The sequence below is a fragment of the Nocardia sp. NPDC050718 genome (genome assembly GCF_040654235.1).
GTDB lineage: Bacteria > Actinomycetota > Actinomycetes > Mycobacteriales > Mycobacteriaceae > Nocardia.
The window spans coordinates 886,144-911,313 of sequence record NZ_JBFAHQ010000001.1; the positions used below are offsets into that span (position 1 = coordinate 886,144).

27 protein-coding genes are annotated in these 25,170 nt (G+C 69.0%); 19 read left to right on the forward strand and 8 right to left on the reverse strand.

The features are described from left to right. Positions 1 to 8 precede the first annotated feature (8 nt). Genes AB0H54_RS04320 through AB0H54_RS04330 form a run of 3 tightly spaced genes read left to right on the forward strand, consistent with a single transcriptional unit; the run spans position 9 to position 2,825 of the window. Positions 9 to 1,178, forward strand: coding sequence for a nitrate ABC transporter substrate-binding protein (locus AB0H54_RS04320; protein WP_357342637.1), 1,170 nt, complete (start codon positions 9 to 11; stop codon positions 1,176 to 1,178). Between the two features lie 11 nt (positions 1,179 to 1,189). Continuing rightward, positions 1,190 to 2,182, forward strand: coding sequence for a 2-oxoglutarate and iron-dependent oxygenase domain-containing protein (locus tag AB0H54_RS04325; RefSeq protein WP_357342639.1), 993 nt, complete (start codon positions 1,190 to 1,192; stop codon positions 2,180 to 2,182). Positions 2,183 to 2,189: 7 nt separating this feature from the next. Then, complete coding sequence (locus AB0H54_RS04330) at positions 2,190 to 2,825, forward strand: GntR family transcriptional regulator (protein ID WP_355273742.1); 636 nt, start codon at positions 2,190 to 2,192, stop codon at positions 2,823 to 2,825. Positions 2,826 to 2,829: 4 nt separating this feature from the next. On the opposite strand, the gene AB0H54_RS04335 is transcribed toward AB0H54_RS04330, so the two are convergent. Then, positions 2,830 to 3,345, reverse strand: coding sequence for an Lrp/AsnC ligand binding domain-containing protein (locus AB0H54_RS04335; protein WP_355273739.1), 516 nt, complete (start codon positions 3,343 to 3,345; stop codon positions 2,830 to 2,832). 142 nt (positions 3,346 to 3,487) lie between these two features. Between AB0H54_RS04335 and hppD the strand changes: the two genes are divergently transcribed. From hppD to AB0H54_RS04375, 8 genes are all read left to right on the forward strand, one after another. Next, positions 3,488 to 4,633, forward strand: a complete 1,146-nt coding sequence (hppD, locus tag AB0H54_RS04340) for a 4-hydroxyphenylpyruvate dioxygenase (protein ID WP_357342641.1) — start codon at positions 3,488 to 3,490, stop codon at positions 4,631 to 4,633. Between the two features lie 31 nt (positions 4,634 to 4,664). Further along, positions 4,665 to 5,192 (forward strand): DUF3558 domain-containing protein, encoded by a 528-nt coding sequence (locus tag AB0H54_RS04345; RefSeq protein WP_355273733.1) that lies wholly within the window; start codon positions 4,665 to 4,667, stop codon positions 5,190 to 5,192. Next, a complete protein-coding gene (locus AB0H54_RS04350; RefSeq protein ID WP_355273730.1) occupies positions 5,189 to 5,743 on the forward strand; it encodes a DUF3558 domain-containing protein in 555 nt (184 codons plus the stop codon). Before AB0H54_RS04345 ends, AB0H54_RS04350 begins: the two co-directional genes overlap by 4 nt. A 273-nt stretch (positions 5,744 to 6,016) precedes the next feature. Continuing rightward, on the forward strand, positions 6,017 to 6,391 hold the full coding sequence (rpsL, locus tag AB0H54_RS04355) for a 30S ribosomal protein S12 (protein ID WP_019049359.1): 375 nt from the start codon (positions 6,017 to 6,019) through the stop codon (positions 6,389 to 6,391). 1 nt (position 6,392) lies between these two features. Beyond that, the gene (gene rpsG / locus AB0H54_RS04360) at positions 6,393 to 6,863 is read left to right on the forward strand and encodes a 30S ribosomal protein S7 (protein ID WP_019049358.1); all 471 of its coding nucleotides are present in this window, start codon (positions 6,393 to 6,395) and stop codon (positions 6,861 to 6,863) included. Between the two features lie 150 nt (positions 6,864 to 7,013). Next, a complete protein-coding gene (gene fusA / locus AB0H54_RS04365) occupies positions 7,014 to 9,116 on the forward strand; it encodes an elongation factor G (protein WP_355273726.1) in 2,103 nt (700 codons plus the stop codon). Between the two features lie 115 nt (positions 9,117 to 9,231). Beyond that, positions 9,232 to 10,422: an elongation factor Tu gene (gene tuf, locus AB0H54_RS04370; protein WP_355273724.1), complete on the forward strand. Its 1,191-nt coding sequence runs from the start codon at positions 9,232 to 9,234 to the stop codon at positions 10,420 to 10,422. Between the two features lie 157 nt (positions 10,423 to 10,579). Then, positions 10,580 to 11,395, forward strand: a complete 816-nt coding sequence (locus tag AB0H54_RS04375) for an alpha/beta fold hydrolase (RefSeq protein WP_357342644.1) — start codon at positions 10,580 to 10,582, stop codon at positions 11,393 to 11,395. Between the two features lie 9 nt (positions 11,396 to 11,404). Here AB0H54_RS04375 and AB0H54_RS04380 read toward each other — a convergent pair whose 3' ends face one another. Together AB0H54_RS04380 and AB0H54_RS04385 are read right to left on the reverse strand one after the other, a co-directional pair. Beyond that, entirely contained in the window at positions 11,405 to 11,719 is a 315-nt protein-coding gene (locus AB0H54_RS04380) for a nitroreductase/quinone reductase family protein (protein ID WP_355274635.1), read from the reverse strand. 146 nt (positions 11,720 to 11,865) lie between these two features. Further along, entirely contained in the window at positions 11,866 to 12,294 is a 429-nt protein-coding gene (locus AB0H54_RS04385; RefSeq protein ID WP_355273717.1) for a PPOX class F420-dependent oxidoreductase, read from the reverse strand. Positions 12,295 to 12,641: 347 nt separating this feature from the next. Between AB0H54_RS04385 and fusA (AB0H54_RS04390) the strand changes: the two genes are divergently transcribed. Further along, positions 12,642 to 14,726, forward strand: coding sequence for an elongation factor G (gene fusA / locus AB0H54_RS04390; RefSeq protein ID WP_357342646.1), 2,085 nt, complete (start codon positions 12,642 to 12,644; stop codon positions 14,724 to 14,726). On the opposite strand, the gene AB0H54_RS04395 is transcribed toward fusA (AB0H54_RS04390), so the two are convergent. After that, complete coding sequence (locus AB0H54_RS04395; protein ID WP_357342648.1) at positions 14,675 to 15,616, reverse strand: helix-turn-helix transcriptional regulator; 942 nt, start codon at positions 15,614 to 15,616, stop codon at positions 14,675 to 14,677. The genes fusA (AB0H54_RS04390) and AB0H54_RS04395 overlap by 52 nt on opposite strands. 102 nt (positions 15,617 to 15,718) lie before the next feature. Between AB0H54_RS04395 and AB0H54_RS04400 the strand changes: the two genes are divergently transcribed. Beyond that, entirely contained in the window at positions 15,719 to 17,221 is a 1,503-nt protein-coding gene (locus AB0H54_RS04400; protein ID WP_357342650.1) for an MFS transporter, read from the forward strand. 9 nt (positions 17,222 to 17,230) lie between these two features. Here the strand turns inward: AB0H54_RS04400 and AB0H54_RS04405 are convergent, their stop codons facing one another. Then, positions 17,231 to 17,848: a TetR/AcrR family transcriptional regulator gene (locus AB0H54_RS04405; RefSeq protein WP_357342652.1), complete on the reverse strand. Its 618-nt coding sequence runs from the start codon at positions 17,846 to 17,848 to the stop codon at positions 17,231 to 17,233. Continuing rightward, on the reverse strand, positions 17,848 to 18,204 hold the full coding sequence (locus tag AB0H54_RS04410) for an SPW repeat protein (protein WP_355273703.1): 357 nt from the start codon (positions 18,202 to 18,204) through the stop codon (positions 17,848 to 17,850). Before AB0H54_RS04410 ends, AB0H54_RS04405 begins: the two co-directional genes overlap by 1 nt. A 248-nt stretch (positions 18,205 to 18,452) precedes the next feature. Between AB0H54_RS04410 and AB0H54_RS04415 the strand changes: the two genes are divergently transcribed. From AB0H54_RS04415 to AB0H54_RS04430, 4 genes are all read left to right on the forward strand, one after another. Then, positions 18,453 to 19,652, forward strand: a complete 1,200-nt coding sequence (locus AB0H54_RS04415; RefSeq protein WP_357342654.1) for an FAD/NAD(P)-binding oxidoreductase — start codon at positions 18,453 to 18,455, stop codon at positions 19,650 to 19,652. Between the two features lie 100 nt (positions 19,653 to 19,752). Then, a complete protein-coding gene (locus tag AB0H54_RS04420; RefSeq protein ID WP_355273697.1) occupies positions 19,753 to 19,962 on the forward strand; it encodes a hypothetical protein in 210 nt (69 codons plus the stop codon). Positions 19,963 to 20,020: 58 nt separating this feature from the next. Next, a complete protein-coding gene (locus tag AB0H54_RS04425) occupies positions 20,021 to 20,785 on the forward strand; it encodes an aspartate/glutamate racemase family protein (protein ID WP_357342656.1) in 765 nt (254 codons plus the stop codon). A 103-nt stretch (positions 20,786 to 20,888) separates the two neighbouring features. After that, positions 20,889 to 21,629 carry a DNA alkylation repair protein gene (locus AB0H54_RS04430; RefSeq protein ID WP_357342658.1) on the forward strand — a complete coding sequence of 247 codons (741 nt, stop codon included), beginning with the start codon at positions 20,889 to 20,891 and terminating at the stop codon, positions 21,627 to 21,629. Positions 21,630 to 21,642: 13 nt separating this feature from the next. On the opposite strand, the gene AB0H54_RS04435 is transcribed toward AB0H54_RS04430, so the two are convergent. Continuing rightward, the gene (locus AB0H54_RS04435; RefSeq protein ID WP_357342660.1) at positions 21,643 to 22,698 is read right to left on the reverse strand and encodes a ferredoxin--NADP reductase; all 1,056 of its coding nucleotides are present in this window, start codon (positions 22,696 to 22,698) and stop codon (positions 21,643 to 21,645) included. 37 nt (positions 22,699 to 22,735) lie between these two features. Continuing rightward, positions 22,736 to 23,374, reverse strand: coding sequence for a mycofactocin system transcriptional regulator MftR2 (gene mftR2, locus AB0H54_RS04440; RefSeq protein WP_218719662.1), 639 nt, complete (start codon positions 23,372 to 23,374; stop codon positions 22,736 to 22,738). 175 nt (positions 23,375 to 23,549) lie between these two features. Here mftR2 and mftA point away from each other — a divergent pair, with 175 nt between their 5' ends. Next, on the forward strand, positions 23,550 to 23,654 hold the full coding sequence (mftA, locus tag AB0H54_RS04445; RefSeq protein WP_355273682.1) for a mycofactocin precursor MftA: 105 nt from the start codon (positions 23,550 to 23,552) through the stop codon (positions 23,652 to 23,654). Positions 23,655 to 23,656: 2 nt separating this feature from the next. Then, positions 23,657 to 25,150, forward strand: coding sequence for a mycofactocin radical SAM maturase (mftC, locus tag AB0H54_RS04450; RefSeq protein WP_357344195.1), 1,494 nt, complete (start codon positions 23,657 to 23,659; stop codon positions 25,148 to 25,150). Positions 25,151 to 25,170: the final 20 nt, after the last annotated feature.

The window sequence follows — 25,170 nt, forward strand, 5'->3', positions numbered from 1 at the left end:
GATCAACCATGAAGACACTTCCCCTGCGGCGCGTCGGCATCGCCGCGCTCGCCGTGCTGCTGGCCGGCGCCGCGACCGCCTGCTCCGACGACACCGCCGACGGTCCCGCCGTCGCACTGGAACCGGCGCCCGCCGAGCAGCAGCTCGCCGGGGCCTGCCCGAGCACCGTCGTCGTCCAGCTGCAATGGGCGCCGGAGACCGACTCCGGGCCGATCTTCGGCCTGCTCGGTCCCGGCTACCGGGTCGACGCCGACAACAACAAGATCACCGGTCCGCTGGTCGCCGACGGCAAGGACACCGGGGTGAAGCTGGAGATCCGGGCGGGCGGCCCGGCGATCGGCTTCCAGACGGTGCCGTCGCAGATGTATGTCGACCAGAGCATCACGCTGGGCCTGGCCCATTCCGAGCACGCCATCGCCGCCGCCGGTCAGCAGCCGATCGTCGCGGTCACCACGCTGCTGCGCAACAGTCCGCAGATGCTGATGTGGGATCCGAAGACGCACCCGGAGTGGCAGGGCATCGCCGATATCGGCAAGTCGGGCAAGCCGATTGTGGTGTCGAAGGGACAGCTGTACCCGGACTGGCTGGTCGCTCGCGGGCTGGTGCAGCAGAACCAGGTCGACGCCTCCTACGACAACTCCCCGTCGCGGTTCGTCACCGATCCGTCCTTCGCCCAGCAGGGTTTCGCCAACGCCGAGCCGTTCACCTACGAGCACGAGGTGCGGGCCTGGAACAAGCCCGTCGCCTATCAGCTGCTCAAGGACGTCGGCTACGAGGGCTACGCCCGCACCGTGAACGTGCGCGCCGACAAGCTCGCCGAACTGCGGCCCTGCTTGCAGAAGCTGGTGCCGATGATCCAGCAGGCGACCGCGCGGTTCAAGGCCGATCCAGCACCGGTCAACGACGTCGTCGTCGACGTGGTGTCGAAGAACCCCAAGCTCAACCCCTACAGCGCGGAACTGGCCGCGTTCGGGTCGACGGCCCTCATCGACGGCGGCCTGATCGGCAACGACACCGACGGTGTCCTCGGCAGTTTCGACGAGGCCCGCGTCCAGCGCATCATCGACGAATTCGGCCCCATCCTGCGCAAGGGCGGCGCGAACGTGCCGACCGGACTGACCGCGAAGGACCTGGTCACCAAGGAATTCCTCGATCCCGCCATCTCCGTCACCGGATAAGGAGTCACCCCATGACCACCAGTTACGACCTGTCCGAGGTCTCCCGCGAGAAGCAGATGGGCGGCCTCGGCCGGGAGACCGACGCCCGCGAGATCCGCGTCGTCGACCTCACCGACTTCGAGAACCGCCGCGCCGAGATCACCGAGGAGCTGTGGGCCGCCGCCACCGAGATCGGCTTCTTCCAGCTCTCCGGCCACGGCATCCCACAGGACCTGATCGACGAGATGTTCGGCGCGACAGCCGATTTCTTCGCACTGCCCGAGGCGGTCAAAGGGCAGTATCCGCTGGTCAAGAAGAACAACGCGGGGTGGGAGAGCCTGAGCCAGGTGCGGCCGTCGATCGGCGTGCCGGACCAGAAGGAGTCCTACCAGATCACCCGGCCGCACATGGATCAGCTCTGGCCCAGCGAGACCGAACTCGCCGGATTCCGTGCCCGTGTCCTCGATTTCGAGGAACGGGCCTGGGCGGTGGCGATGCGGGTGCTGTCGTGCTTCGCCGACCGGCTCGGCCTGCCCCGCGACCACTTCACCGCCGCGCACGATCCCGCCTCGCCGGACTACCAGAGCGCGCTGCGCCTGCTGCACTACTTCGCGGTGCCCGCGGAACTGCGCGGCGTCCCCGGCCGCTGGCGGGCGGGCGCGCACACCGACTTCGACTGCCTGACCCTGCTGTTCCAGCGCGACGGGCAGGGCGGGCTGCAGGTGTGCCCCGGCAAGGAGATGGACGAGCAGGAATGGACCTCCATCACCCCGTCGTCGAGCCTGATCACCTGCAATATCGGGGACATGCTGACCCGCTGGAGCGACGACCTGCTGCCGTCGAACTTCCACCGCGTCCGCAGCCCGGGTGAGGGCGAGTACCAGGGCGAGCGCTACAGCATCGCCTACTTCGCCCAGGCCGATCGCGACGCGGTCATCCAGGGCCCCGCGGGCAAGTACCCGCCCGTCACCGCCGCCGACTTCCTGGAACAGCGGGTACAGGCGAACTACCGGCCCCAGGGATAATCGGCGCATGAACTCCGCGCTGCTCGGCCAGTCGGTGCACCGGCAGATCCGGCAGATGGTCCTCTCCGGCGAGCTGGCCCCTGGCCGATCGCTCAGCGTGCCGGCGCTGGCGACCCAGCTCGGGGTCAGCCGCAGCCCCGTCCGCGAGGCGGTGCAGCAGCTGATCTACGAGGGCCTGGCCGTCAGCGCGCCGCACGCGGGCGCGAAGGTGGCCGCCGTCGACGCGGCGCAGATCCGCGATGTCCTCGCGGTCCGCGCCGCGCTCGACGGGCTCGCCGCCGCGGCCGCCGCCACCCGGCTCACCGAGGCCGACCTGGACAAGCTCGCGAGCATCATCGCGGCCCAGGAAGCCAACCTCGACGACGCCACCGACGCGGCCCGCGACGCCCAGCTCGACCTGGAGTTCCACACCTTCATCCGGGAGGCCTCCGGCAACAGCTGCGTCGTCGACGAACTGGCCCGGCTGGAAGCCAAGGCCCACCTCTACCGCGGTGACCTGTGGTGCTCGGCCCGCAACCGCCGCGTCGCCCTGCGCGAGCACCGGCGCATCGTCGAGGCGCTGGAATCCGGGCATCCCGAGTCGGCCCGCGCGGCCGCCGAGGCGCACGTGCACGGCCTGCTGACCCGCCTGGGCAGGCAGTGACGGTTCAGCGCGGCTCGCGGTAGGCGGGCGCCTTCGCGGTGCCCGCCGGGGTCAGCGTGCGCAGCAGCGGCATGGTGCGCCGCGCGATCACCGTCGACAGCACGATCACGCTGTGCGAACGCACCACCGAACCGGTCCGGTCGATGCTGAGCAGCACCGCTTGCAGACCGGCGTGCGAGTCGGCGCCGATCCGGCACAGCACGTCGCCGGAACCGGTGGTCGCGTAGGCCTCGAGCACGCCGGGAATGGCCGCGAGTTCGGCGCTGACGGTGTCGAGCGCGCCCTGCGCGATCTCGAGCGTCACGAAGGCCTGCACATCGAATCCGGCCGCGGTGACGTCGATCTGCGGATCGTAGGAGGCGATCACCCCCGACTCCTCCATCCGGTTGATCCGCGCCTGCACGGTGGCCCGCGCGACCTTCGTGCGGCGCGACAGCTCGAGGATTCCGGCCTTCTGATACGTGTGCATCGCGGTCAGGATCGCGAGATCGAGTTCGTCCAGTTTCGCCGGCGTGCGCATGCGGGAGACCTCCGTGCCGTCCGCGGTCGGGTGCTATTCAAATTGTCCACCATCGGCGGGGAATCGGTGGCTTCTCGTGTCAGCCTGTTCAGGGTTCGGCGGTGTAGTTGCCTAGCTCGGCCGGGGCGAGATTTCCTAGGTCATGACCATTGAGCAGCAGCTCGTCGGGCTGATCGAGCACGACGACAGTGTCGATCCGTTTCCGGTGATCGGGTGGGACGCGCTGGTGTGGGTCGTCGGCAACGCGACCCAGAGCGCGCACTACCTGCAGTCGGCGTTCGGGATGCGGCTGGAGGCGTACTCCGGTCCCGAGACCGGCAACCGCGACCACAAGGCGTTCGTGCTGCGCAGTGGGGGAGCGCGCTTCGTCGTGCAGGGCGCGGTCGACCCGGACAGTCCGCTCGTCGCCCATCACGACCGGCACGGCGACGGCATCGTCGACATCGCGCTCGAGGTGCCCGACGTGGACCGCTGCATCGCCTGGGCCCGCGACCACGGCGCGCGGATCCTGGTCGAACCACACGACGCGACCGACGAATTCGGCACCGTCCGCTCCGCGGCGCTGGCCACCTACGGCGAGACCAGGCACACGCTGGTCGACCGGTCCCGGTACTACGGTCCGTACCTGCCCGGCTATGTCGCGCGCACCTCCACCCATCAGCGGCGCACCGCCCGGCTGTTCCAGGCGATCGATCACGTGGTCGGCAATGTCGAGCTCGGCATGATGGACCGCTGGGTCGACTTCTACCGCGGCGTCATGGGATTCACGAACATGGCCGAGTTCGTCGGCGACGACATCGCCACCGAGTACTCCGCGCTGATGAGCAAGGTCGTCGCCAACGGCAACCACCGGGTCAAGTTCCCGCTCAACGAACCCGCCGTGGGCCGCAAGCGATCCCAGATCGACGAGTACCTCGAGTTCTATCGCGGCCCCGGCGTCCAGCACATCGCCCTGGCCACCGGCGACATCATCGCCACCGTCGACGCGCTGCGCGCCGAGGGCGTCGAATTCCTGCCCACCCCCGACGCCTACTACGAGGACCCCGAACTGCGCGAACGGATCGGGCACGTGCGCGTCCCGGTGGGGGAGCTGCAGCGCCGCGGCATCCTCGTCGACCGCGACGAGGACGGCTACCTGCTGCAGATCTTCACCCGCCCCGTCGCCGACCGCCCCACGGTCTTCTTCGAACTCATCGAGCGACACGGCTCACTCGGCTTCGGAAAGGGCAATTTCAAGGCCCTTTTCCAGGCCATCGAACGCGAGCAGGAGGCCCGCGGCAACCTGTGAGTGCCGCGGCGTTGCCATTACAGTTCATGGCATGCGGATCCCCTCGGCGATCATCACCGGCATGGCTCTGGTTGTCGTGCTGACGTCGTGCGGATCGGGGGGCGACTCCGATACGCCGACCGGCCCGATGCGACCACCACCGAAGGTGGCCTCGCTCGGCCCGTTCGTCGGCGAGTGCGGCCACGTCACCGACGACGAGGTGCGCACCATGGCCGGCATCGGCCAGCTCTCGCGGGTCTACAAGAACGCCACCGGCTGCAACTGGGAGTCGGCCGGATTGTCCTCGCCCAGTGTGACGTTCGCCTCCTATCGCGGCAGTCCGATCGAGCGGGAGAAGGCCTGGGTGTCCAACGTGGGCCGCAACCCGCAGGCCATCGATGTCGGCGGGCGTCCCGGCTTCCAGGCCCTCGACCCCGACGGCACGATCTGTGATCTCGCCGTTCAGCTGGACGACGACTTCTTCGAGTGGTCGATGTCGTACGGCGCGTTCGCGGCCGCGGGCAATCCGTGCGACAAGGCCAGGCAACTGGCCGAACTGACCGTGGGACGGCTGCAGTGAGCGCGCGCCGGATCGTCGCCGCCCTGTCGTCCGCGCTGGTGCTCACCGCGGCGCTGGCCGGCTGTGGTGCGAAGGTTCCCGGCACCGCGCAGCCACTGGGCAGCGGTGGCGGCGACGAGTCGATCAACACCAACTTCGACAAGCTGCTGCGCGAGTGCGAGGTGGTCGCGCCCGAGAAGATCGGCGAGATCGTCGGCAACGCCGACTACGTGAACACCTCGTTCAGCGGCGCCGTCTGCATGTGGAACATCGAGGACGCCCCCGGCGGCAGTGCCATGGCCACGCTCAACTGGTACGAGATGGGTACGCTGAACAACGAGAAGACCACCAACGACAAGTTGGGCTACCTCACCGGCGACATCACCGTGCAGGGCCGCAGGGCGCTGCAGGTGCGCAGGCCGAACGACAACGACTCCTGCGGCGTCACCGCCCCGGCCGCCGATGTCGGGGTCGTCGGCTGGTGGATCAATTACAAACCCGGTTCGGCCCATCCGGATCCGTGCGCCGCCGCCCAGAAATTGGTGGAGCTGACCTTGGATCTGGCCCGGTAGAAGCCTTGACGGGCCACCCCGCTTTGACCCGGATTCGGGCACGCGGGTATCGTGGATCCCTGTGCCCGGATTGCTACGGGCAAGTTCGTGCGTGAACGTAGGCCAGCGAGAGCGGCCGGAACGTTCCAGCGTGCCCAGAAAAAGGGCCCTGAGCTGCGCGCGACACGCCCGACCGCGGGTAAACGGAAACACGGTCGGACGTGCGAGTGAAAGCTCGATGAACTGAAGACATGTGTTCCGACAGCCGCAATTACCAATAAGGAAAGCCGGTCTATGCCAACCATCAACCAGCTGGTCCGCAAGGGTCGCCGCGACAAGGTCTCCAAGACCAAGACTGCGGCCCTGAAGGGGAGCCCGCAGCGTCGTGGTGTGTGCACTCGCGTGTACACCACCACCCCCAAGAAGCCGAACTCCGCGCTGCGTAAGGTCGCGCGTGTTCGCCTGACCAGCGCAGTCGAGGTCACGGCGTACATCCCCGGCGAGGGCCACAACCTGCAGGAGCACTCGATGGTGCTCGTCCGTGGCGGTCGTGTGAAGGACCTCCCCGGTGTCCGCTACAAGATCATCCGTGGCTCGCTGGACACCCAGGGTGTGAAGAACCGCAAGCAGGCCCGCAGCCGCTACGGCGCCAAGAAGGAGAAGAGCTGATATGCCACGCAAGGGCCCCGCACCCAAGCGTCCGCTGATCAACGACCCGGTCTACGGGTCGCCGCTGGTCACTCAGCTGGTCAACAAGATCCTGCTGGACGGTAAGAAGTCCACCGCCGAGCGCATCGTCTACGGTGCTCTCGAGCAGGCGCGTGAGAAGACCGGCACCGACCCGGTCGTCACCCTCAAGCGTGCGCTGGACAACGTCAAGCCCGCCCTCGAGGTGAAGCCCCGCCGTGTCGGTGGCGCCACCTACCAGGTGCCGGTCGAGGTCCGTCCGGGCCGCGCCAACACCCTGGCGCTGCGCTGGCTGGTCAGCTACTCCCGCGCCCGTCGCGAGAAGACCATGGTCGAGCGTCTCGCCAACGAGCTCCTCGACGCCAGCAACGGCCTCGGCGCTTCGGTGAAGCGTCGCGAGGACACCCACAAGATGGCCGAGTCGAACCGGGCCTTCGCGCACTACCGCTGGTGATTGCCGCCCGGCCCGTCGCTAGTGTCGGCGCCGGAAGGCTTTCAGTCGGGACGCGGCACTTCGGTGCCGCCCCCGGCGTTGACATTGTGACGACCCGAACCAGGGTCGTTCCCGAGAATTCCAACTAGCTAACGAGCGGGGAAGATTTCCGTGGCACAGGACGTGCTCACCGACCTGAACAAGGTCCGCAACATCGGCATCATGGCCCACATCGATGCGGGCAAGACCACCACTACCGAACGCATCCTCTTCTACACCGGTATCACGTACAAGATCGGTGAGGTCCACGACGGCGCGGCCACGATGGACTGGATGGAGCAGGAGCAGGAGCGTGGTATCACCATCACCTCCGCCGCTACCACCTGCTTCTGGAAAGACAACCAGATCAACATCATCGACACCCCCGGGCACGTCGACTTCACCGTCGAGGTGGAGCGGTCGCTGCGCGTGCTCGATGGTGCGGTCGCCGTGTTCGACGGCAAAGAGGGTGTCGAGCCGCAGTCCGAGCAGGTGTGGCGTCAGGCCGACAAGTACGACGTGCCGCGTATCTGCTTCGTGAACAAGATGGACAAGCTCGGCGCCGACTTCTACTTCACGGTGCAGACCATCAAGGACCGTCTCGGTGCCAAGCCGCTGGTCATCCAGCTGCCGATCGGCGCGGAGAACGACTTCGAGGGCATCGTCGACCTGGTCGAGAACAACGCCAAGGTCTGGAAGGGCGAGACCAAGCTCGGCGAAGAGTACGAGGTCGTCGAGATCCCGGCCGATCTCAAGGACAAGGCCGAGCAGTACCGTCAGGAGCTGCTCGAGACCGTCGCCGAGTCCGACGAGTCCCTGCTGGAGAAGTTCTTCGGCGGCGAGGAGCTCTCGGTCGAGGAGATCAAGGGCGCCATCCGCAAGATGACGGTCAACTCCGAGCTGTACCCGGTGCTGTGTGGTTCCGCGTTCAAGAACAAGGGCGTGCAGCCCATGCTCGACGCGGTCATCGACTACCTGCCCTCCCCGCTGGATGTCGAGGCCACCACCGGCCACATCCCGGGCAAGGAAGAGGAGCTCGTCACCCGCAAGCCGAACGTCGACGAGCCGTTCGCGGCGCTGGCGTTCAAGATCGCGGTGCACCCGTTCTTCGGTGAGCTCACCTACGTCCGCGTGTACTCGGGCAAGGTCGACTCCGGCTCGCAGGTCGTCAACTCGACCAAGGGCAAGAAGGAGCGCCTGGGCAAGCTGTTCCAGATGCACTCCAACAAGGAGAACCCGGTCACCACCGCGTCGGCCGGCCACATCTACGCCGTGATCGGTCTGAAGGACACCACCACCGGTGACACCCTCTCCGACCCGCAGAACCAGGTCGTCCTCGAGTCGATGACGTTCCCGGACCCGGTCATCGAGGTCTCGATCGAGCCCAAGACCAAGTCCGACCAGGAGAAGCTCGGCACCGCGATCCAGAAGCTGGCGCGCGAGGATCCGACGTTCTCGGTCAAGCTGGACGCCGAGACCGGCCAGACCGTCATCGGCGGCATGGGCGAGCTCCACCTCGACATCCTCGTCGACCGCATGAAGCGCGAGTTCAAGGTCGAGGCGAACGTCGGTAAGCCGCAGGTGGCCTACCGCGAGACGATCACCAAGGCCGTCGAGAAGCTCGAGTTCACGCACAAGAAGCAGACGGGTGGCTCCGGCCAGTTCGCGAAGGTCATCATCGCGGTCGAGCCCTTCGTCGGCGAGGACGGCGCGCACTACGAGTTCGAGAACAAGGTCTCCGGCGGTCGCGTGCCCCGTGAGTACATCCCGTCGGTCGACGCGGGTGCCCAGGACGCCATGCAGTACGGCGTGCTCGCCGGCTACCCGCTGGTGAACCTGAAGGTCACCCTGCTCGACGGCGCGTACCACGACGTCGACTCCTCGGAAATGGCGTTCAAGATCGCGGGCTCGCAGGCCCTCAAGGAAGCGGCCCGTAAGGCCGGTCCGGTGATCCTCGAGCCGCTCATGGCGGTCGAGGTCATCACGCCCGAGGATTACATGGGCGACGTGATCGGCGACCTCAACTCCCGCCGTGGCCAGATCCAGGCCATGGAGGAACGCAGTGGTGCCCGTGTCGTCAAGGCGCTGGTTCCGCTCTCGGAGATGTTCGGCTACATCGGTGACCTGCGGTCGAAGACCCAGGGTCGCGCGAACTACTCCATGGTGTTCGCCCAGTACGCGGAGGTTCCGGCCAACGTGTCCAAGGAGATCATCGCCAAGGCGACCGGCGAGTAATTCGCTTGCCGGGGCCAAGTACGCTTGGCCCCGGCAACCGGGCGTCAGCACGACCCCCCTTAATAACCGCACTGCTGCAAAAAAAGCACGCACTAACTAGTCCAGGAGGACAACAGTGGCGAAGGCGAAGTTCGAGCGGACGAAGCCCCACGTCAACATCGGCACCATCGGTCACGTCGACCACGGCAAGACCACGCTGACTGCGGCGATCACCAAGGTGCTGGCTGACAAGTACCCGGATCTGAACGCCGCGTTCGCGTTCGATCAGATCGACAAGGCGCCGGAGGAGAAGGCTCGTGGTATCACGATCAACATCTCCCACGTCGAGTACCAGACCGAGAAGCGCCACTACGCGCACGTCGACGCCCCCGGTCACGCCGACTACATCAAGAACATGATCACCGGTGCCGCCCAGATGGACGGCGCGATCCTGGTCGTGGCCGCCACCGACGGCCCGATGCCGCAGACCCGTGAGCACGTGCTGCTCGCCCGTCAGGTCGGCGTGCCCTACATCCTGGTCGCGCTGAACAAGTCGGACATGGTCGACGACGAGGAAATCCTCGAGCTCGTCGAGATGGAGGTCCGCGAGCTGCTGGCCTCGCAGGAGTTCGACGAGGACGCGCCGGTCGTGCGTGTCTCCGGCCTGAAGGCCCTCGAGGGTGACCAGAAGTGGGCCGACGCGGTCCTCGAGCTGATGAACGCCGTCGACGAGTCGATCCCGGACCCGGTCCGCGAGACCGAGCTCCCGTTCCTGATGCCGGTCGAGGACGTCTTCACGATCACCGGTCGTGGCACCGTCGTCACCGGTCGCGTCGAGCGCGGCATCGTGAACGTGAACGAGGAAGTCGAGATCGTCGGCATCCGCGAGAAGAGCACCAAGACCACCGTCACCGGTATCGAGATGTTCCGCAAGCTGCTCGACCAGGGCCAGGCGGGCGACAACGTCGGTCTGCTGGTTCGTGGCATCAAGCGCGAAGATGTCGAGCGTGGCCAGGTCGTCGTGAAGCCGGGCACCACCACCCCGCACACCGAGTTCGAGGGCCAGGCGTACATCCTGTCGAAGGACGAGGGCGGCCGCCACACCCCGTTCTTCAACAACTACCGTCCGCAGTTCTACTTCCGTACGACTGACGTGACGGGCGTTGTGACCCTGCCCGAGGGCACCGAGATGGTCATGCCCGGTGACAACACCGAGATGTCCGTCAAGCTGATCCAGCCGGTCGCCATGGACGAGGGCCTGCGTTTCGCGATCCGTGAGGGTGGCCGCACCGTCGGCGCCGGTCGCGTCACGAAGATCATCAAGTGAGTCTCTGACTGACTGACACCGCAACGGCGTCGCTCCCCCGGGAGCGGCGCCGTTCGGCGTTTCCGGGGGAGCCACCGCGATGACCTCGGAGGTCATCGCTCGCGGACGCGGTACTCGGTAGCGTCCACGGGAGTTCATCGGACGGACGGAGGTGCGCGTGGCTGTGGTGCAGGGGTTCGAGGTTGTCGAGGGCGTGCTCGGGCGGGGGATGCCGTATCTGGCGTTCGGGGAGGGGCCGACGCTGGTGTTCCTGCGGTGGTTCATGCCGGATCATGCCAATCCGACGGGGTTGGTGCGGCGGGCGGAGGTCAAGACGATGGCGCCGCTGGCCAGGAACTTTCGGGTGTACGCGGTGAATCGGGCGCCGGGGATGGCGGCGGGGACCACGATGGCCGATATCGCGCGGGAGCACGCGGAGGGGCTGCTGGCGGAGTTCGGTGCGCCGGTGGACGTGCTCGGGATCTCCTCGGGAGGATCGCTGGCCTTGCAGCTCGCCGCGGATCAGCCGGCGGCGGTGCGCAAGCTGGTGGTCGCCTCGTCGGGGTATCGGCTCGAGGACGCGGCCAGGGCATCACAGATGAAGTACGCGACGGCCGCGGCCGCGGGCAAGCGGTCGCTGCAGCACCTGGCCACCCAGGGCATCGAGTCGCCGGTCAAGGCGCGGCTGGCCGGGGCGGTCGCGTGGCTGGCCGATCCGCTGGTGCGGCCGAAGAATCCGGCCGACACCCTCGCCTTCGTGCGGGCCGAGGACACCTTCGACCTCGACGGCCGGCTGGCCGACATCACCGCCCCGACCCTGGTGGTCGGCGGCGACCGGGACGAGTACTACTCCGTCGACACCTTCCGGCACACCGCCGACGGCATCCCGGGCGCCCGGCTCGTGGTCTACCCGGACACCAACCACCTCGGCGCGATCAAGCACGAGCGCTTCGCGCCCGACGTCACCGCGTTCCTGACGACGCCGGGCGGCTGAGCGGCGGGATCAGGCCGGGGCGAGGCGGACGCGGACGGTGACCCGGCCGCGGTCGTCGCGGTGGGTCACCGCGTGGCCGGGCTTGTCGACGCCGTCGATGCGCAGGGTGACCGGGCCACCCTCGCCGAGGAAGTTGCGCCACCACTTCTTCTTGTCGGGCAGCGCGACGCCGATGATGTACTCGTCCCCGGAGCGGCGATAGTTGACCGGGGTGCTGAAGGTCTGTCCCGAGCGCCGCCCGACGTAGCTGACCTGTGCGAACGCCTTACCGAGGAACTTGCCGACGACGGGGGCTTCGGTCAGCGCGACCACGCCGGCGTTCATCCCCCGCACGACCCGGTGCAACAACGATTCCTGACTCAACGGTTTCTCCTGCCTGATGATGATGACGAACGGGCTGGTCTCGCCCACGGTACCGAGCCGCTCTGGCAGTGCCCTGAGAGTTCTTGGCGCCGAGGCGGTTCCGGCGATCAGCGGATCTTGGCGCCGTAGACGTGTTCGACGGTGAGCGCCATGAGCACGCGGCGATCGGCGACCATCACCTCGCGGTACTCGGTCCAGTCCGGGTGTTCGCCCGCGGCGGCGCGGTAGTAGTCGACGAGGGCGGCGACCTCCGGCCCGTCGGGATCGGTGCCGGGCCCGGTCAGCGTGACGCTGCCTTCGGCGGTGGCCCAGGACCAGCCGTCGGGCGCGGTCACCTCGAAGGCGGCCCTGGGGTCGCGGCGCAGGTTGCTGGTCTTGGCGCGGCCCTCGGTCATCGAGACGTAGATGACCCCGGCCGCGCGGTCGTAGTAGGGGGTGACGGGGGACAGCTGGGGCCGTCCGTCCGCCTTGATGGTGGCGAGTACGCCGAGCTTCGCTGCCGCGAGCAGATCGTGCGGGTCGAATGCCGCTGTCATCGGTGGGTCTCCTCTGGGTGGGCTGACGCGCTGGCCGAGGCCACCGCCCGAACAGCGATGTCCCCTCGTCGAGACGAACTGCCTTGCCGGTGGATTTATGCCCGCCACCCGTCCCGGTCGGCCGCCGCGGAGCGGGAACTCCTGGAAATCCTTGGACAGCGCGGCCTCCGGGCGGGTAGAACTGGGGCATGGTTACGGTACGTCCGCTGTCGCGGCGCTAGTTCGCATCGGGTCCTCGGGCGCCGGTGGGGCGGCGCGTGATTCGATGCCCGTGCCGTCCGGTGGAACGCGTAACTGTCGAGCGTCGACTTCTTCGACCGAACTAGTTGACGTACTGGGGGATTCCCATGACTACGAGACGGACCGACCTCGCCCGCCTGCGCAATATCGGCATCGCCGCCCACATCGACGCGGGCAAGACGACCACCACCGAACGCATCCTGTTCTACACCGGTGTCACCCGCACCCTGGGTGAGGTCCACGACGGCACCGCCGCCATGGACCGGATGATCCAGGAGCGCGAGCACGGCATCACCATCGCCGCCGCGGCCACCACCTGCCGGTGGAACGAGCACGAGATCACCATCCTCGACACCCCCGGCCACGTCGACTTCACCGTCGAGGTGGAGCGGTCGCTGCGGGTGCTCGACGGCGCGGTCGCCGTGTTCGATGCCAAGGAAGGTGTCGAGCCGCAGTCGGAGCAGGTGTGGCGGCAGGCCGATCGCTACGGCGTGCCACGGATCTGTTTCGTGAACAAGATGGACAAGCTCGGCGCGGACTTCGCGTTCACCGTGCGGACCATCGCGGAGCGACTCGGCGTGCGGCCGTTGGTGATCCAGCTGCCGATCGGCGCCGAGAGCACGTTCGACGGCATCGTCGACCTGGTCGAGATGACGGCGAAGGTGTGGCGCGGTGACACCGACCGCGGCGCGCGGTTCGAGATCGTCGAGATCCCGGACGAACTGCGCGTCGAGGCCGAACTGCACCGCGAGGCGCTGGTGGCCGCGGTCGCCGAGGCCGACGAGGCGGTGCTGGAGCGCTACCTCGCCGGTGCGCCGATCCCGGTCGACGTGCTCAAGGCCGCCATCCGCACGATGACGATCGACGCGCGCGCCTACCCGGTCCTGTGCGGTTCGGCGCTGGCCAATGTCGGCGTGCAGCCGCTGCTGGACGCGGTCGTCGACTACCTGCCGTCGCCGCTGGATGTCGTCGCCGTGCACGGGTTCTCGCCGGAGGGCGCGTACATCGAGCGCGCACCCGATGTCGCCGAGCCGTTCGCGGCGCTGGCGTTCAAGGTCGCGCTGCACCCGTTCTTCGGCAAGCTCGTGTACCTGCGGGTCTACTCGGGCCGCGCCGAACCCGGTGCGACCGTACTGAATTCGACCACTGGACGAAAGGAGCGCCTGGGCAAGCTGTTCCAGATGCATTCGAGCACCGAGATCGCCGTCGATCGGGTGCAGGCCGGGCAGATCTGCGCTGTCATCGGCCTGAAGGAGACGGGCACCGGCGACACCCTGTGCGATCGGAACCAGCCGGTCGTGCTGGAGTCGATGGTCTTCCCCGAACCCGTCCTGGCGGTCTCGATCGAACCGCGGACCCGCGCGGATCAGGACAAGCTGGGCACCGCCCTGGCGCGCCTGGCCGAGGAGGATCCGACGTTCACCGTGCGGGTCGACGCCGAGACCGGGCAGACGGTCATCGGTGGCATGGGCGAGCTGCATCTGGAGATCCTGGTCGACCGGATGCGGCGGGAGTTCCGGGTCGAGGCCGAGATCGGCGCACCGCGGGTGGCCTATCGCGAGACCATCACCGCCGCCGTCGAACAGTTCGAGTACACCCACCGCAAGCAGGTGGGCGGGCGCGGGCAGTTCGCCAAGGTGGTGATCGCGGTGGAGCCGCACGTGGCCGAGGACGGCGCGGTCTACGAATTCGAGAGCCGGGTGGCCGGTGGGCGCGTGCCGCGGGAGTACATCCCCGCGGTCGACGCGGGCGCGCAGGACGCGCTGCGGGTCGGCGCGCTCGCCGGGTTCCCCCTGGTGAACGTGCGGGTGACGCTGCTCGACGGCGCCGCCCACGTGCAGGATTCGTCGGACCTGGCGTTCCGGCTGGCCGGAGCGGCGGCGGTGCGTGCCGCGGTCGCGCGGGCGAAGCCGGTGCTGCTCGAACCGGTGATGGCCGTCGAGGTCGTCACCCCGGAGGAGTACCTCGGTGAGGTGATCGGTGATCTGAACGCCCGGCGCGGCCGGGTCACCGAGCTCACCGAGCGGTCGGGCGCGCGCGTCGTGCGGGCCCTGACTCCGCTCCAGGAGATGTTCGGCTACATCGGGGATCTTCGCTCGAAGACCCGGGGCCGGGCGACCTACGCCATGGTGTTCGACTCCTACGCGCCGGTTCCGGCCGGTGTCGCGGAGTCGATCATCGCGCGCGGCTGAGAAGACACCGGTGGCGTCGTGTCCACGGACACGGCGCCACCGGCTCGGACCGCGTGTCGGCCGAGAAGGCCCAGCGCGTCGGCGGAGCTCGCGTCGCGCGGGGTGTAGACCTCGAGCCGGTGGTCGGGGCTGTCCGGCTGCAACCACACCTGGTAGTCGACATCGACATCGCCGACGGTGGGATGGTGCAGGCGCATCGCGCCGACGGTGCAATCGGCGACTTCCCCCTCGGCCCACAGGGTCGCGAATTCGGTACTGCGCATGGCGAGTTCACCGATCAGTTCGGCCAGGTGCGCGTCGGTCGGGTAGCGGCCCGCGGTCAGGCGCAGGTACGCGACGTGGACGCGGGCCAGCTCGGACCAGTTGCGGTGCCGGTCCCGGCTGAGTGGATCGAGGAAGAACATGCGCGGGACCGACGGCCGCACCGCCGGGTCGGCGGGCGCGGCGACGTCGAGGTGATCGGCGAACAGGGCGTGCCCGGTGCGGTTCCAGGCCAGGACGTCACCTCGGCGGCCGAGGATCACGGCGGGCATGCTCTCGCCGAGCGCGTCGAGCAGGGCCAGGACCCTGGGGTGCGCGCGTTCCGGCTCGGCCCGCGTCAGCCGCGGCGTGGCGGGCGATCCGGCCAGATTGTGCAGGTGCGCGGTCTCGGCGGCGTCCAACCGCAGTACCCGCGCGATGGCATCGATGACCTGCGCCGATGCCGTTCCCGCCTGGTCCTGCTCCAGCCGCGTGTAATACCCGGCGCTGACCCCGGCCAGCTGGGCCAGCTCCTCGCGGCGCAGGCCGGGCACCCGGCGGGTCGCGCCGTAGGTCCGCAGCCCGATGTGCTCGGGTGTGACCCGGTCGCGGCGGGCCTTGAGAAACGTGCCGAGGCTTTCCAGCTCCATGCCTTCCGATCGTAGGCAGGAGCGCGAGCCGCCGGGTATCCCCGCGAGGTGTACCCATCACCGGGGCTGGTTGCCGGGCGCGGATGGCCGCAGATTCGGGGCATGACTCGACTCGACACCCCACCCACACCGCTGCGGGCCTGGCTCGGCCTGCTGGTGATTCTCGGCCCGGTGCTGCTGGTCGCCATGGACGGTTCGGTGCTGTTCCTGGCCATGCCCGCGATCACCGACGCGCTCACCCCGTCCGCGGACCAATCCCTGTGGATCCTGGACAGTTACGGCTTCGCGGTCGGCTCGCTGCTGATCGCCTTCGGCGCGATCGGTGATCGGTACGGCCGGTTGCGGCTGTTGCTGGTGGGCGCGGCGGTCTTCGGCATCGCCTCGGCGGCAGCGGCATTCGCGCCGAGCGCGGAGATCCTGATCGGCCTGCGCGTGCTGATGGGCGTGGCCGGGGCGACGCTGTTGCCGTCGGCGCTGGCCATTCTGAGCACCCTGTTCGCCGATCCACGCGCGCGGGCGCAGGCCATCGGGATCTTCGCCGCCACCTTCGCCGCGGGCTTCGCGATCGGGCCGATCGTGGCGGGGCAGCTCCTCACCAGATTCTGGTGGGGTTCGGTGCTGTTGCTCAATCTGCCTGTACTGCTGGTGTTCCTGCTGCTGGCGCCGATCCTGCTGCGCGAGGTGCGGGCACCCGGAACCGGCCGGGTCGACGTGGCGAGTGTGCTCGCCTCGGCGGCCGGGCTGCTGCTCACCATGTACGCGGTGAAGCACGCGGCCGCGGCCGGTCCGTCGGTGGCCGCAGCGGTGGCCGGGGTGGCGGGCGTGCTGCTGCTCGGCTGGTTCGCGCGCAGGCAGTTCCGGCTCGCGCGCCCGCTCGTCGACTTCGGGCTGTTCCGCAATCCGGTGTTCGCGATCGCGATCGTCACCGGGTTCCTGCCGTTGGCGGCGTGGTCGGCGACCGCCTATCTCGCGAGCACCTACCTGCAATCCGTGCTCGGGCTCACGGTCGCCCATGCCGCGGCACTCGCGGTGCCCGGAGCTGTCGTGCTCACCGTGGCCGCGGTCGTGACCCCGGCCGTGGTCGCCCGGATCGGCTCGTCGAACGCGCTGATCAGCGCGCATTTCTTCATCGCGGCGGGGCTGGCGCTGTTGCTGCTCGCCGACGACGCGGGCGGCAGCGGCTGGTACATCGCCGCGACCGCCGTCGCCGGTATCGGCTACGGGATCTCGTTCAGTGTGGTGGCCGAGATCGCCGTCGCGGCGGTGCCGCCCGAGCGGGCCGGGTCGGCCGCGGCGCTCGCCGAGACCGGCAACGAACTGGGCAACGCGTTCGGGATCGCGGTCTTCGGCTCGCTGGCCGCGCTGGTGTTCCGGTTGGCCGGACCCGATCTCGCGCCGACGCTCGGCGAGACATTGCGGCTGCCCGGTATGGGTCGCGCGGTACTCGAAGACGCACGCGGCGCGTTCGTCACGGGATTGCACGCGGTCGCGTCGGTCGCCGCGATCCTGCACGTCGTGCTGGGTGTGGTGGCCGTGCGGGTCCTGCGGGGCGGGAGGGACGCGGTCGGGGTGACCGGTGACGAGCGGGTGGCCGCGCTGGGCTGAGGACGGTCCTCAGCCCAGCTGGGTCATCCCCGCCGCCACCACCTGGGCGACATCGAGCAGATCGTCGGGGGTCGGCACGGGGACGCCGTCCAGGGCGTGCAGGCGGTCGGTGCTGGCGATGGCGAACATGGCCGAGACCCAGGCCGACGCGCACGCGTGCAGGGTGCTCGGGCGCACCGGTGTCGGCACGCTGGCCTGCAGGACGCGGGCGGTGGCGTCGAGGAGCTGGTCGCGCAGGTTGCGCAGGGTGCGCCGGACGTCGGGGTGGGTGTCGGCCTCGCGCCACATGATCACGCGCAGGACCGAGGAGTGGTGATCGCGCAGATTGATCGCGGTGTCGAGGTTGACCAGGCTGGTGGCGGGATCACCGGGGGCGACGACGGCGTCGAGGTCGTCGAGCGGCTGGGTGGGAACGCGTTCGCGCATCAGCGCGGACAGGATCGCGTTCTTGGTGGGGAAGTAGTAGAAGACCAGGCCCTTGGGCACACCGGCGGCCGCGGCCAGCGCCGCGGTCGGGGTGGCGTCGAATCCCTGTGCGGCGAACAGGTTCTCGGCGGCATCCAGAATGAGTTGCCGGGCGTCGCCATCGCGTTTCGCGTTGCGGCGCCCGACGCGTCGGCCCGGCATCAGTGATGCGGAGCCATCTTGTGCAGGCGCTCGTTCATCGCCGGCAGCGCGGCGACCGCCACCACCGCCGTCACTACCCCGACCACCCATGCGGTCCAGGATGCGCCGCTGAACGCGGTGAAGTCCATCGCCCACGGCGAGATGAACAGCAGGACGCCGAACAGGCCCATCGCGTAGTCGGCGCCGGTCATGCTCGCCCGTGCCATCTGGACCAGTCCGGCCGCGGCGATGAGGACGCCGAGCACGATGAGGGTCCAGCGGGCGTTGTCGTTGGTGTCGACCCACAGGGGCGACAGCGCGGTGAATGCGCCGAGCACGACGGCGAGAAGATCCTGTGCGCGGCTGTCTGTGAACATGGGAACTGCCTCCTCGAGAGACGAAAAATACTTCTGACCTCGGTCTACTCCTGATTGACCGCCCGGTCGATATCGGAACCGGCACGGTTGCGTTGCGACGTGGGTATCACCTGCGGCGGGGTCACTGGTACAAACATTCGGGGGGCCGTAGTGGCCCGCGACACAAGGACATGGCATGGGCGGTCGCTCCCGGCGGCGGTGGCTCGCGTGAGCGCGGCGGGCGCCGCACATGCCGAGAGGACACAGGTATGAGCGCGCCCATCGTGATCGTCGGAGCGGGTCTGGCAGGTCTGCGCACGGCGGAGGAACTGCGCCGGGCCGGGTACGAGGGCGGCGTGCTGCTGCTCGGCGACGAGTCGCGCCCGCCGTACGACCGCCCGCCGCTGTCGAAGCAGTTCGTGCGCGGCGAGACCGACGACACCACCCTGCGTCCGCCGGAGTTCTTCGCGGAGAAGGACATCGAGCTGCGCCTCGGGACCGCGGTCACCGGCGTCGACACCGCCGCCCGCACGATCGCCCTCGCCGACGGCAGCGCGCTCGGCTACGACCAGCTGATCATCGCGACCGGTCTGCGGCCGCGCAGGCTGCCCGGGCTGCCCGAGGTGGCGGGCGTGCACGTGCTGCGCGCGCACGAGGACGCGCAGACCCTGCGCGCCGAGCTGGACGGCGCGAACCGGGCGCTGATCATCGGCGCCGGTTTCATCGGCTGCGAACTGGCCGCCAGCTTCCGTGCCGCGGGGGTCGAGGTGACCCTCGTCGAGCCGCAGCCGACCCCGCTGGCCTCGGTGCTCGGCGAGCAGATCGGCGGCCTGGTGGGTCGCATGCACCGCGCCGAGGGCGTCGACCTGCGCTGTGGCGTCGGCGTCGACACGCTGCGGTCCGACGACGCCGGCCGGGTGCGCGGCGCACTGCTCACCGACGGCACCGAGGTCGAGGCCGATCTGGTGGTGATCGGGGTCGGTTCGGTCCCGGTGACCGACTGGCTGGCCGATTCCGGCATCGAACTGGCCGAGCCGTCCGCCGGCGGCGGCGTGCTCGCCGACGAGGTGGGCCGCACCTCCGCCGACGCCGTCTGGGCGGTCGGCGACGTCGCCGCCTGGCAGCACGACACCGGCGTCCGCAAGCGCGTCGAGCACTGGACCAGCGCGGGCGAGCAGGCGAAGCTGCTGGTCACCGCGATGCTCGGCGGTGCGGCCCCGACCGCGGCGCGGGTGCCGTACTTCTGGAGCGACCAGTACGACGTCAAGATCCAGGCGCTGGGCACCCCGTCGCCCGCCGACGACGTCACCGTGGTCAGCGACGACGGCCGCAAGTTCCTCGTCTACTACTCCCGCGACGGCATCCTCACCGCCGTTCTCGGCGCCGGCCTGACCGGTCAGGTGATGAAGCTGCGCGCCAAGCTGGCCACCGACACCCCGGTCGCCGATCTGCTCGCCGCCGCGGGCTGATCCGGAAAGGTTCACAGCCGCCGCGCCGATTCGTCGGGACGGCGGCACAGAACCGGCCGAGGCCGCCGAACTTGTCACCGGCCTGGATTACTGTGGCGCCGTGGGGTTTACCGAGTACTCGGCCGGTGATGTCGTCTATTTCCCGGAGGGCCCGTTCAGCGGTGTCTGCGGTGTGGTCAAGGAGGTCGATGTCCGCCGCGCCACGGTGCGGCTGGAATTCGCGGAGGGGAGCGTGCACCGCGAAGGCGGTGTCCTGCGGGAACGGCGGCACACCCTGACGGTGGGGTTCGACGAGATCGAACTGGTGTAGCCGGGCGCGGATACGGTCGCGACAGGTCGTTTCGCGGGCCTGTAATACGGTGGACCCCGTGATCGTCGCGCTTATCGATTCCGGCCTCGGCCTGCTGCCGACGGCGGCGTGGTTGCGCACAATGCGTCCCGACGTGGATCTGCTGCTCCTGCTCGACCCCGACGGCGCGCCCTGGGGGCCCAAGCCGGAGGACTGGGTGGTCGAGCGGGTGCTCGGCGCGGCGCGCCAGGCGCTCGAACTCGGCGCCGAGGTGATCGTGCTGCCGTGCAACACCGCGAGCGTGACGGCGCTGGCGCACGTGCGGGCCGAGGTGGGCGACGCGGTGCCGGTGATCGGGACCGTGCCCGCGATCAAGCCCGCGGCGGCCCAGTGCCGGTCGGTGGCCGTGTGGGCCACCGCGGCGACCACCGCGAGCAGCTATCAGGCCGACCTGATCGCCCGGTTCGCCGGTGACGCGAAGGTGGTCGGGGTGGCCTGCCACGGCCTGGCCGACGCCATCGACCGCGGCGACCTGCCCGCCATCGCCGATTCCATCGCCGACGCCGCCGCCCGCACTCCCGCCGACGTGGAGGGTGTCGTCCTCGGCTGTACGCACTATCCGCTGGTCGTCGATGCCATCATCGGCGCGCTGCCGGACGGTGTCCGCCTGTTCGACAGTGCCCAGGCCGTCGCCGCCCAGACGATCCGCAAGATGGACGAGCTGGGCCGCCCGACCACCGGCAGCGGCAGCGTCACGGTACGCACCAGCGGCAGGCCGGGGGAATTGCCCAGCAGCGCCGCTACTTTCGAGTCCGGCCGCGTGGTCGGCGCGCTGCCCGGCTGAAGCCATCCCCCACGAGGGCGCCGACGCCTGCCGGATGTCGGCGCGGATCTGTCGGCCTACCGGTGTTGAATGCGAGAGAATTCCCCGACGCCGGAGGTGCCCTGTGTCCGAGCTCCCCACTGCCGCGCAGGTGCGGGCGGCGCTCGCCGAGCAAGCCGATCCCGCCGATGCCATCCACCTGCAACGGTTCTTCAAGACCGGTGCGGGCGAGTACGGCGAGGGTGATGTCTTCCTCGGCGTCCGTGTCCCCGCCACGCGCAAGGTCGCCAAACAGTTCGGCACGCTTGCGCTGAAGCAGATCGGCGACCTGCTCGACAGCCCGGTGCACGAGGAACGGCTGGCCGCGCTGTTCGTCCTGAACGCCCGCTTCGCCGCGGCGTCGAAACCGCGCACCCGCGACGACGCGGCGCGCGCGGAGATGGTCGAGTTCTACCTGGACGCGGTGCGCCGGGGCCGGGTGAACAACTGGGATCTGGTCGACGCCTCCGCCGAGAACATCGTCGGCCCGTGGCTGCTCGACAAGGACCGCGGCCTGCTCTTCGACCTGGCGCGGCGGGACTCGCTGTGGGAGCGGCGGGTGGCGCTGCTGTCCACCTTCGCCTTCATCAAGGCGGGCGATCCGAGCACCACGCTGGAACTGGCGAGCGAGCTGCTCGACGACCGCCGCGACCTCATCCAGAAGGCGCTCGGCTGGATGCTGCGCGAGATCGGCAAACGCGTCGATCCCGCGGTCCTCACCGGATTCCTCGACGCGAATGCCGCCCGGATGGGCCGGACCGCGCTGAGCTACGCCGTCGAGCACCTGACCCCGGAGGAACGCGCCGCCTACCGCGCGATGCGCTAGGCGGCGCGCCCGCTCAGAACTGGATCTTGAGGTGGTCGGTGACCGGCCGGGCCTGGCAGCCCAGGATGTAGCCGTTCTCGATGTCCTCGGGGTCGAGGATCTCGGCGTTGCCCATCTCGACCTTGCCCTCGAGCACGGTGCAGGCGCAGGAGCCGCACTCGCCCTCCTGGCAGGAGTACGGCACGTCCAGGCCCTTGTCGAGCATGATGTCGACGAGGGTCTGCTTGCGCGGCCAGGACAGCTCGTGCACCTGTCCGTCGAGCTCCACCTCGACGGTCGCGGCGTCGGCGGCCTCCTCGTCGGAGATCTCCACGGGGGCGTGGTCGGCGAACGGATCGCCCGCCAGCGAGTTGAACACCTCGGCGTGGGTGCGGGCACGCGGCACCTCGAGGGTGGCCAGCGCGTCGTGGACCAGGTCCATGAACGGCTTCGGGCCGCACATGAACGCCTCGTAGGCGGTGTAGGGGGCGACCAGGGTGGCCAGCATGTCGGCGGTGGGCAGGCCGAGCAGCGGTTCCAGCCAGTGGATGACCGACAGCCGCTGGGGGTGCTTGCCGACCAGGTCGCGCAGTTCGTCGGCGAAGATCACCGAGTCGGCGTCGCGGTTGGCGTAGACGAGCACGATCTTGCCGTTGCCCTGCGACAACGCCGACTTCAGGATCGACATCACCGGGGTGATGCCACTGCCCGCGCCGAACAGCAGCAGGTCCTCGTCGAGGTTCTTGGGGGTGAACACGCCCGAGGGCGGCAGCACCTCGAGTTCGTCACCGGCGGAGATGTTGTCGCACAGCCAGTTCGAGCCGTAGCCGCCCTCGGTGCGCTTGACCGTCACCTTGGGCAGATCGTCGGTGAACGGCGAGCTGGCCAGCGAGTAGCAGCGCGCGACCGAGCCGGTCTGGTCGCTGGGGATGCGCAGGGTCAGGAACTGGCCCGGGGTGTAGGCCATGCGTTCGCGGAGGTCGGCGGGCACCTCGAAGACCACGGAGTGGGTGTCGGCCGTTTCGGCGATCACCGCGGCGACCCGCAGCACCACCGAGCGCGAACCGTGCGGAACCTCGACTGTGGTCATGTCGTCCTCTCGAACAAAACTAGAACGTGTTTCAGTTTCATGCTAGGTCGGGACGCGCCTGCAGGGCAAGCTGTGCCTCGAGACCGGCGACCAGTACCTCCATCCCGAAGTCGTAGGAGTACTTGCCGCGCAGGTCCGCCATGTACTTCGTGGCCCGCGCCACCGCCTCGGGCAACAGCACGTCCGCGGGGGCGGAGCGGTCACGCGGATTCACCCGGCTGCGCCCGAACAGGTAGGTGTGGATGGTCGCATACGCGGCCAGCACGTTGCGGTCGCTGAAGCCCGCGTCGAACAGGATCTCCATCACCGCGTCGATCAGGTCGAGCTGCTTGCCGAGCATCTGCTCGAGCAGGATGTCGCCCAGGCCGGGATGCCTGCGCAGTTTATCGTCTATCTGATCGATGAGGTCGCGCAGGCGCTCCTGCCACGGCCCCGACTCGCGGGTGGGCTTACGCACCCCCAGCAGTGCCGCGCTGGCCACCAGATCGAGCAGTTCCCGCTTGTCGGCGACGTAGTAGTACGGCGCCATCGGCGAGACGCCGAGCTCGCGGGAGAGTCTGCGCATCGACAATTTCTCCACGCCGTCCTCGCGCACGACGCGCAGCGCCGCCTCGACGATCTCCGACTCCGAGAGTGTGGAATGCGCGCCGCTCCCTGCCCCTCCGTGGTTACGCAAGCTTCCGCCTCACCTCTACTGCCACCGGGCTCACCGGCGGCGTTCCCGTCCTGCTCCCGGAAGTCTAGAGGGGTGCGCCGAGGCGCTCGCGGCCATCGAGATTTTCGAATTCCGCCCTTTATGGCAGTCACTGACGTTAAAGTCGGCGGTGACCGGCAACACAATGGAGGTAGTCATGCCCGAGAACGCAACGCCTGCGACCGTCGAATCCGACGCCGACCTGGTCACCGAGACGCTGATCGAAGAGGTCAGCATCGACGGCATGTGCGGCGTGTACTGACCATGGAGGCAGGCGTGCTCGATCTCGACACCCGCTGGGCGCTGCATCCGCGCGTCTCGCTGCGCCCGGAGTCCTTCGGTGCGCTGCTGTACCACTTCGGCACCCGCAAGCTCTCGTTCCTCAAGAGCCGCGATCTGGTCGACGTGGTGCAGTCGCTGCCGGCCCACGCCTCGGTGCGGGACGCGCTGCGAGCCAAGGGCGTCGGCGTGCCCGACGCGCACATCAAGGCGCTGGCACAGCTGGCCGACACCGACATGATCGTGCCCGCGCCGGGCCCGGTCACGCCGGTCACGCCGGTGAGCCTGCCTGCCTCCACGGACACCACCCAGGGCGGCAGGCTGATCGACCGGTTCGAATCCGGCCTGGCGGCACCGATCTGCCTCACCTGGGAACTCACCTACGCGTGCAACCTGTCCTGCGTGCACTGCCTGTCCTCGTCGGGTCGCCGCGACCCGAACGAGCTGACCACCGAGCAGTGCAAGGCGCTCATCGACGAGTTCGAGCGCATGCAGATCTTCTACGTCAACATCGGCGGCGGTGAGCCGACGGTGCGGCCCGACTTCTGGGAACTGGTCGACTACGCGACCGCCCACCACGTCGGGGTCAAGTTCTCCACCAACGGCGTTCGCATCAACGAGGAGGTCGCCGCGCGGCTGGCCGCCAGCGACTACGTCGACGTGCAGATCTCGCTCGACGGCGCCGACGCCGCGGTCAACGACGCCGTACGCGGCCCCGGCTCCTACGACACCGCGATCCGTGCCCTGGAGAACCTGCACAACGCGGGCTTCAAGGACGCGAAGCTCTCGGTCGTCGCGACCCGGCACAACATCGCCCAGCTCGACGAATTCAAGGCCATCGCCGACCGTTACGGCGCGACCCTGCGGCTGACCCGGCTGCGTCCGTCCGGCCGCGGCGCCGACGTCTGGGACGAACTGCACCCGCTGCCCGAACAGCAGCGTGAGCTCTACGACTGGCTCGTCGCCAACGGCGAGGGCGTGCTCACCGGCGACTCGTTCTTCCACCTGTCCGCGTTCGGTTCCGCGCTGCCCGGCCTGAACATGTGTGGCGCGGGGCGAGTGGTGTGCCTGGTCGACCCGGTCGGTGACGTCTACGCCTGCCCGTTCGCCATCCACGACCGGTTCAAGGCCGGAAACATCGTCGCCGACGGTGGTTTCGACGCGGTGTGGACCACCTCGGAGCTGTTCGCCGAGCTGCGCGAGCCGGTCGACGGTGGCGCGTGCACCAAGTGCTCGCACTACGACGCGTGCCGTGGCGGCTGCATGGCGGCCAAGTTCTTCACCGGCCTGCCCGCCAACGGTCCCGACCCGGAATGCGTGCAGGGCTACGGCGAAGCGGCGCTGTCGATGCCGGGGCGCACGATTCCGCGACCCGCGGTCGACCATTCGCGCCCGGTTCGTACCCGTGGTCGGGTCTCGCTGCCGTTGACGGTCAAGCGCGCTCCTGCCAAGGCGTGCAACGAGAGTCCACTCGGATAGACAGGCCGGTTGCCGAAAGT

Excerpts from the sequence above, each read along its gene's own strand:
- AB0H54_RS04405 (WP_357342652.1), bottom strand. The coding sequence starts at position 17,848 with ATGCCGGGCCGACGCGTCGGGCGCCGCAACGCGAAACGCGATGGCGAC.
- AB0H54_RS04395 (WP_357342648.1), bottom strand. The coding sequence starts at position 15,616 with ATGGAGCTGGAAAGCCTCGGCACGTTTCTCAAGGCCCGCCGCGACCGG.
- AB0H54_RS04320 (WP_357342637.1), top strand. The coding sequence starts at position 9 with ATGAAGACACTTCCCCTGCGGCGCGTCGGCATCGCCGCGCTCGCCGTG.
- AB0H54_RS04400 (WP_357342650.1), top strand. The coding sequence starts at position 15,719 with ATGACTCGACTCGACACCCCACCCACACCGCTGCGGGCCTGGCTCGGC.
- AB0H54_RS04410 (WP_355273703.1), bottom strand. The coding sequence starts at position 18,204 with ATGTTCACAGACAGCCGCGCACAGGATCTTCTCGCCGTCGTGCTCGGC.
- mftC (WP_357344195.1), top strand. The coding sequence starts at position 23,657 with ATGGAGGCAGGCGTGCTCGATCTCGACACCCGCTGGGCGCTGCATCCG.
- AB0H54_RS04335 (WP_355273739.1), bottom strand. The coding sequence starts at position 3,345 with ATGCGCACGCCGGCGAAACTGGACGAACTCGATCTCGCGATCCTGACC.
- AB0H54_RS04385 (WP_355273717.1), bottom strand. The coding sequence starts at position 12,294 with ATGACAGCGGCATTCGACCCGCACGATCTGCTCGCGGCAGCGAAGCTC.
- rpsL (WP_019049359.1), top strand. The coding sequence starts at position 6,017 with ATGCCAACCATCAACCAGCTGGTCCGCAAGGGTCGCCGCGACAAGGTC.
- AB0H54_RS04380 (WP_355274635.1), bottom strand. The coding sequence starts at position 11,719 with ATGAACGCCGGCGTGGTCGCGCTGACCGAAGCCCCCGTCGTCGGCAAG.
- fusA (WP_357342646.1), top strand. The coding sequence starts at position 12,642 with ATGACTACGAGACGGACCGACCTCGCCCGCCTGCGCAATATCGGCATC.
- AB0H54_RS04325 (WP_357342639.1), top strand. The coding sequence starts at position 1,190 with ATGACCACCAGTTACGACCTGTCCGAGGTCTCCCGCGAGAAGCAGATG.
- AB0H54_RS04415 (WP_357342654.1), top strand. The coding sequence starts at position 18,453 with ATGAGCGCGCCCATCGTGATCGTCGGAGCGGGTCTGGCAGGTCTGCGC.
- AB0H54_RS04330 (WP_355273742.1), top strand. The coding sequence starts at position 2,190 with ATGAACTCCGCGCTGCTCGGCCAGTCGGTGCACCGGCAGATCCGGCAG.
- AB0H54_RS04345 (WP_355273733.1), top strand. The coding sequence starts at position 4,665 with ATGCGGATCCCCTCGGCGATCATCACCGGCATGGCTCTGGTTGTCGTG.
- rpsG (WP_019049358.1), top strand. The coding sequence starts at position 6,393 with ATGCCACGCAAGGGCCCCGCACCCAAGCGTCCGCTGATCAACGACCCG.
- AB0H54_RS04435 (WP_357342660.1), bottom strand. The coding sequence starts at position 22,698 with ATGACCACAGTCGAGGTTCCGCACGGTTCGCGCTCGGTGGTGCTGCGG.
- hppD (WP_357342641.1), top strand. The coding sequence starts at position 3,488 with ATGACCATTGAGCAGCAGCTCGTCGGGCTGATCGAGCACGACGACAGT.
- mftA (WP_355273682.1), top strand. The coding sequence starts at position 23,550 with ATGCCCGAGAACGCAACGCCTGCGACCGTCGAATCCGACGCCGACCTG.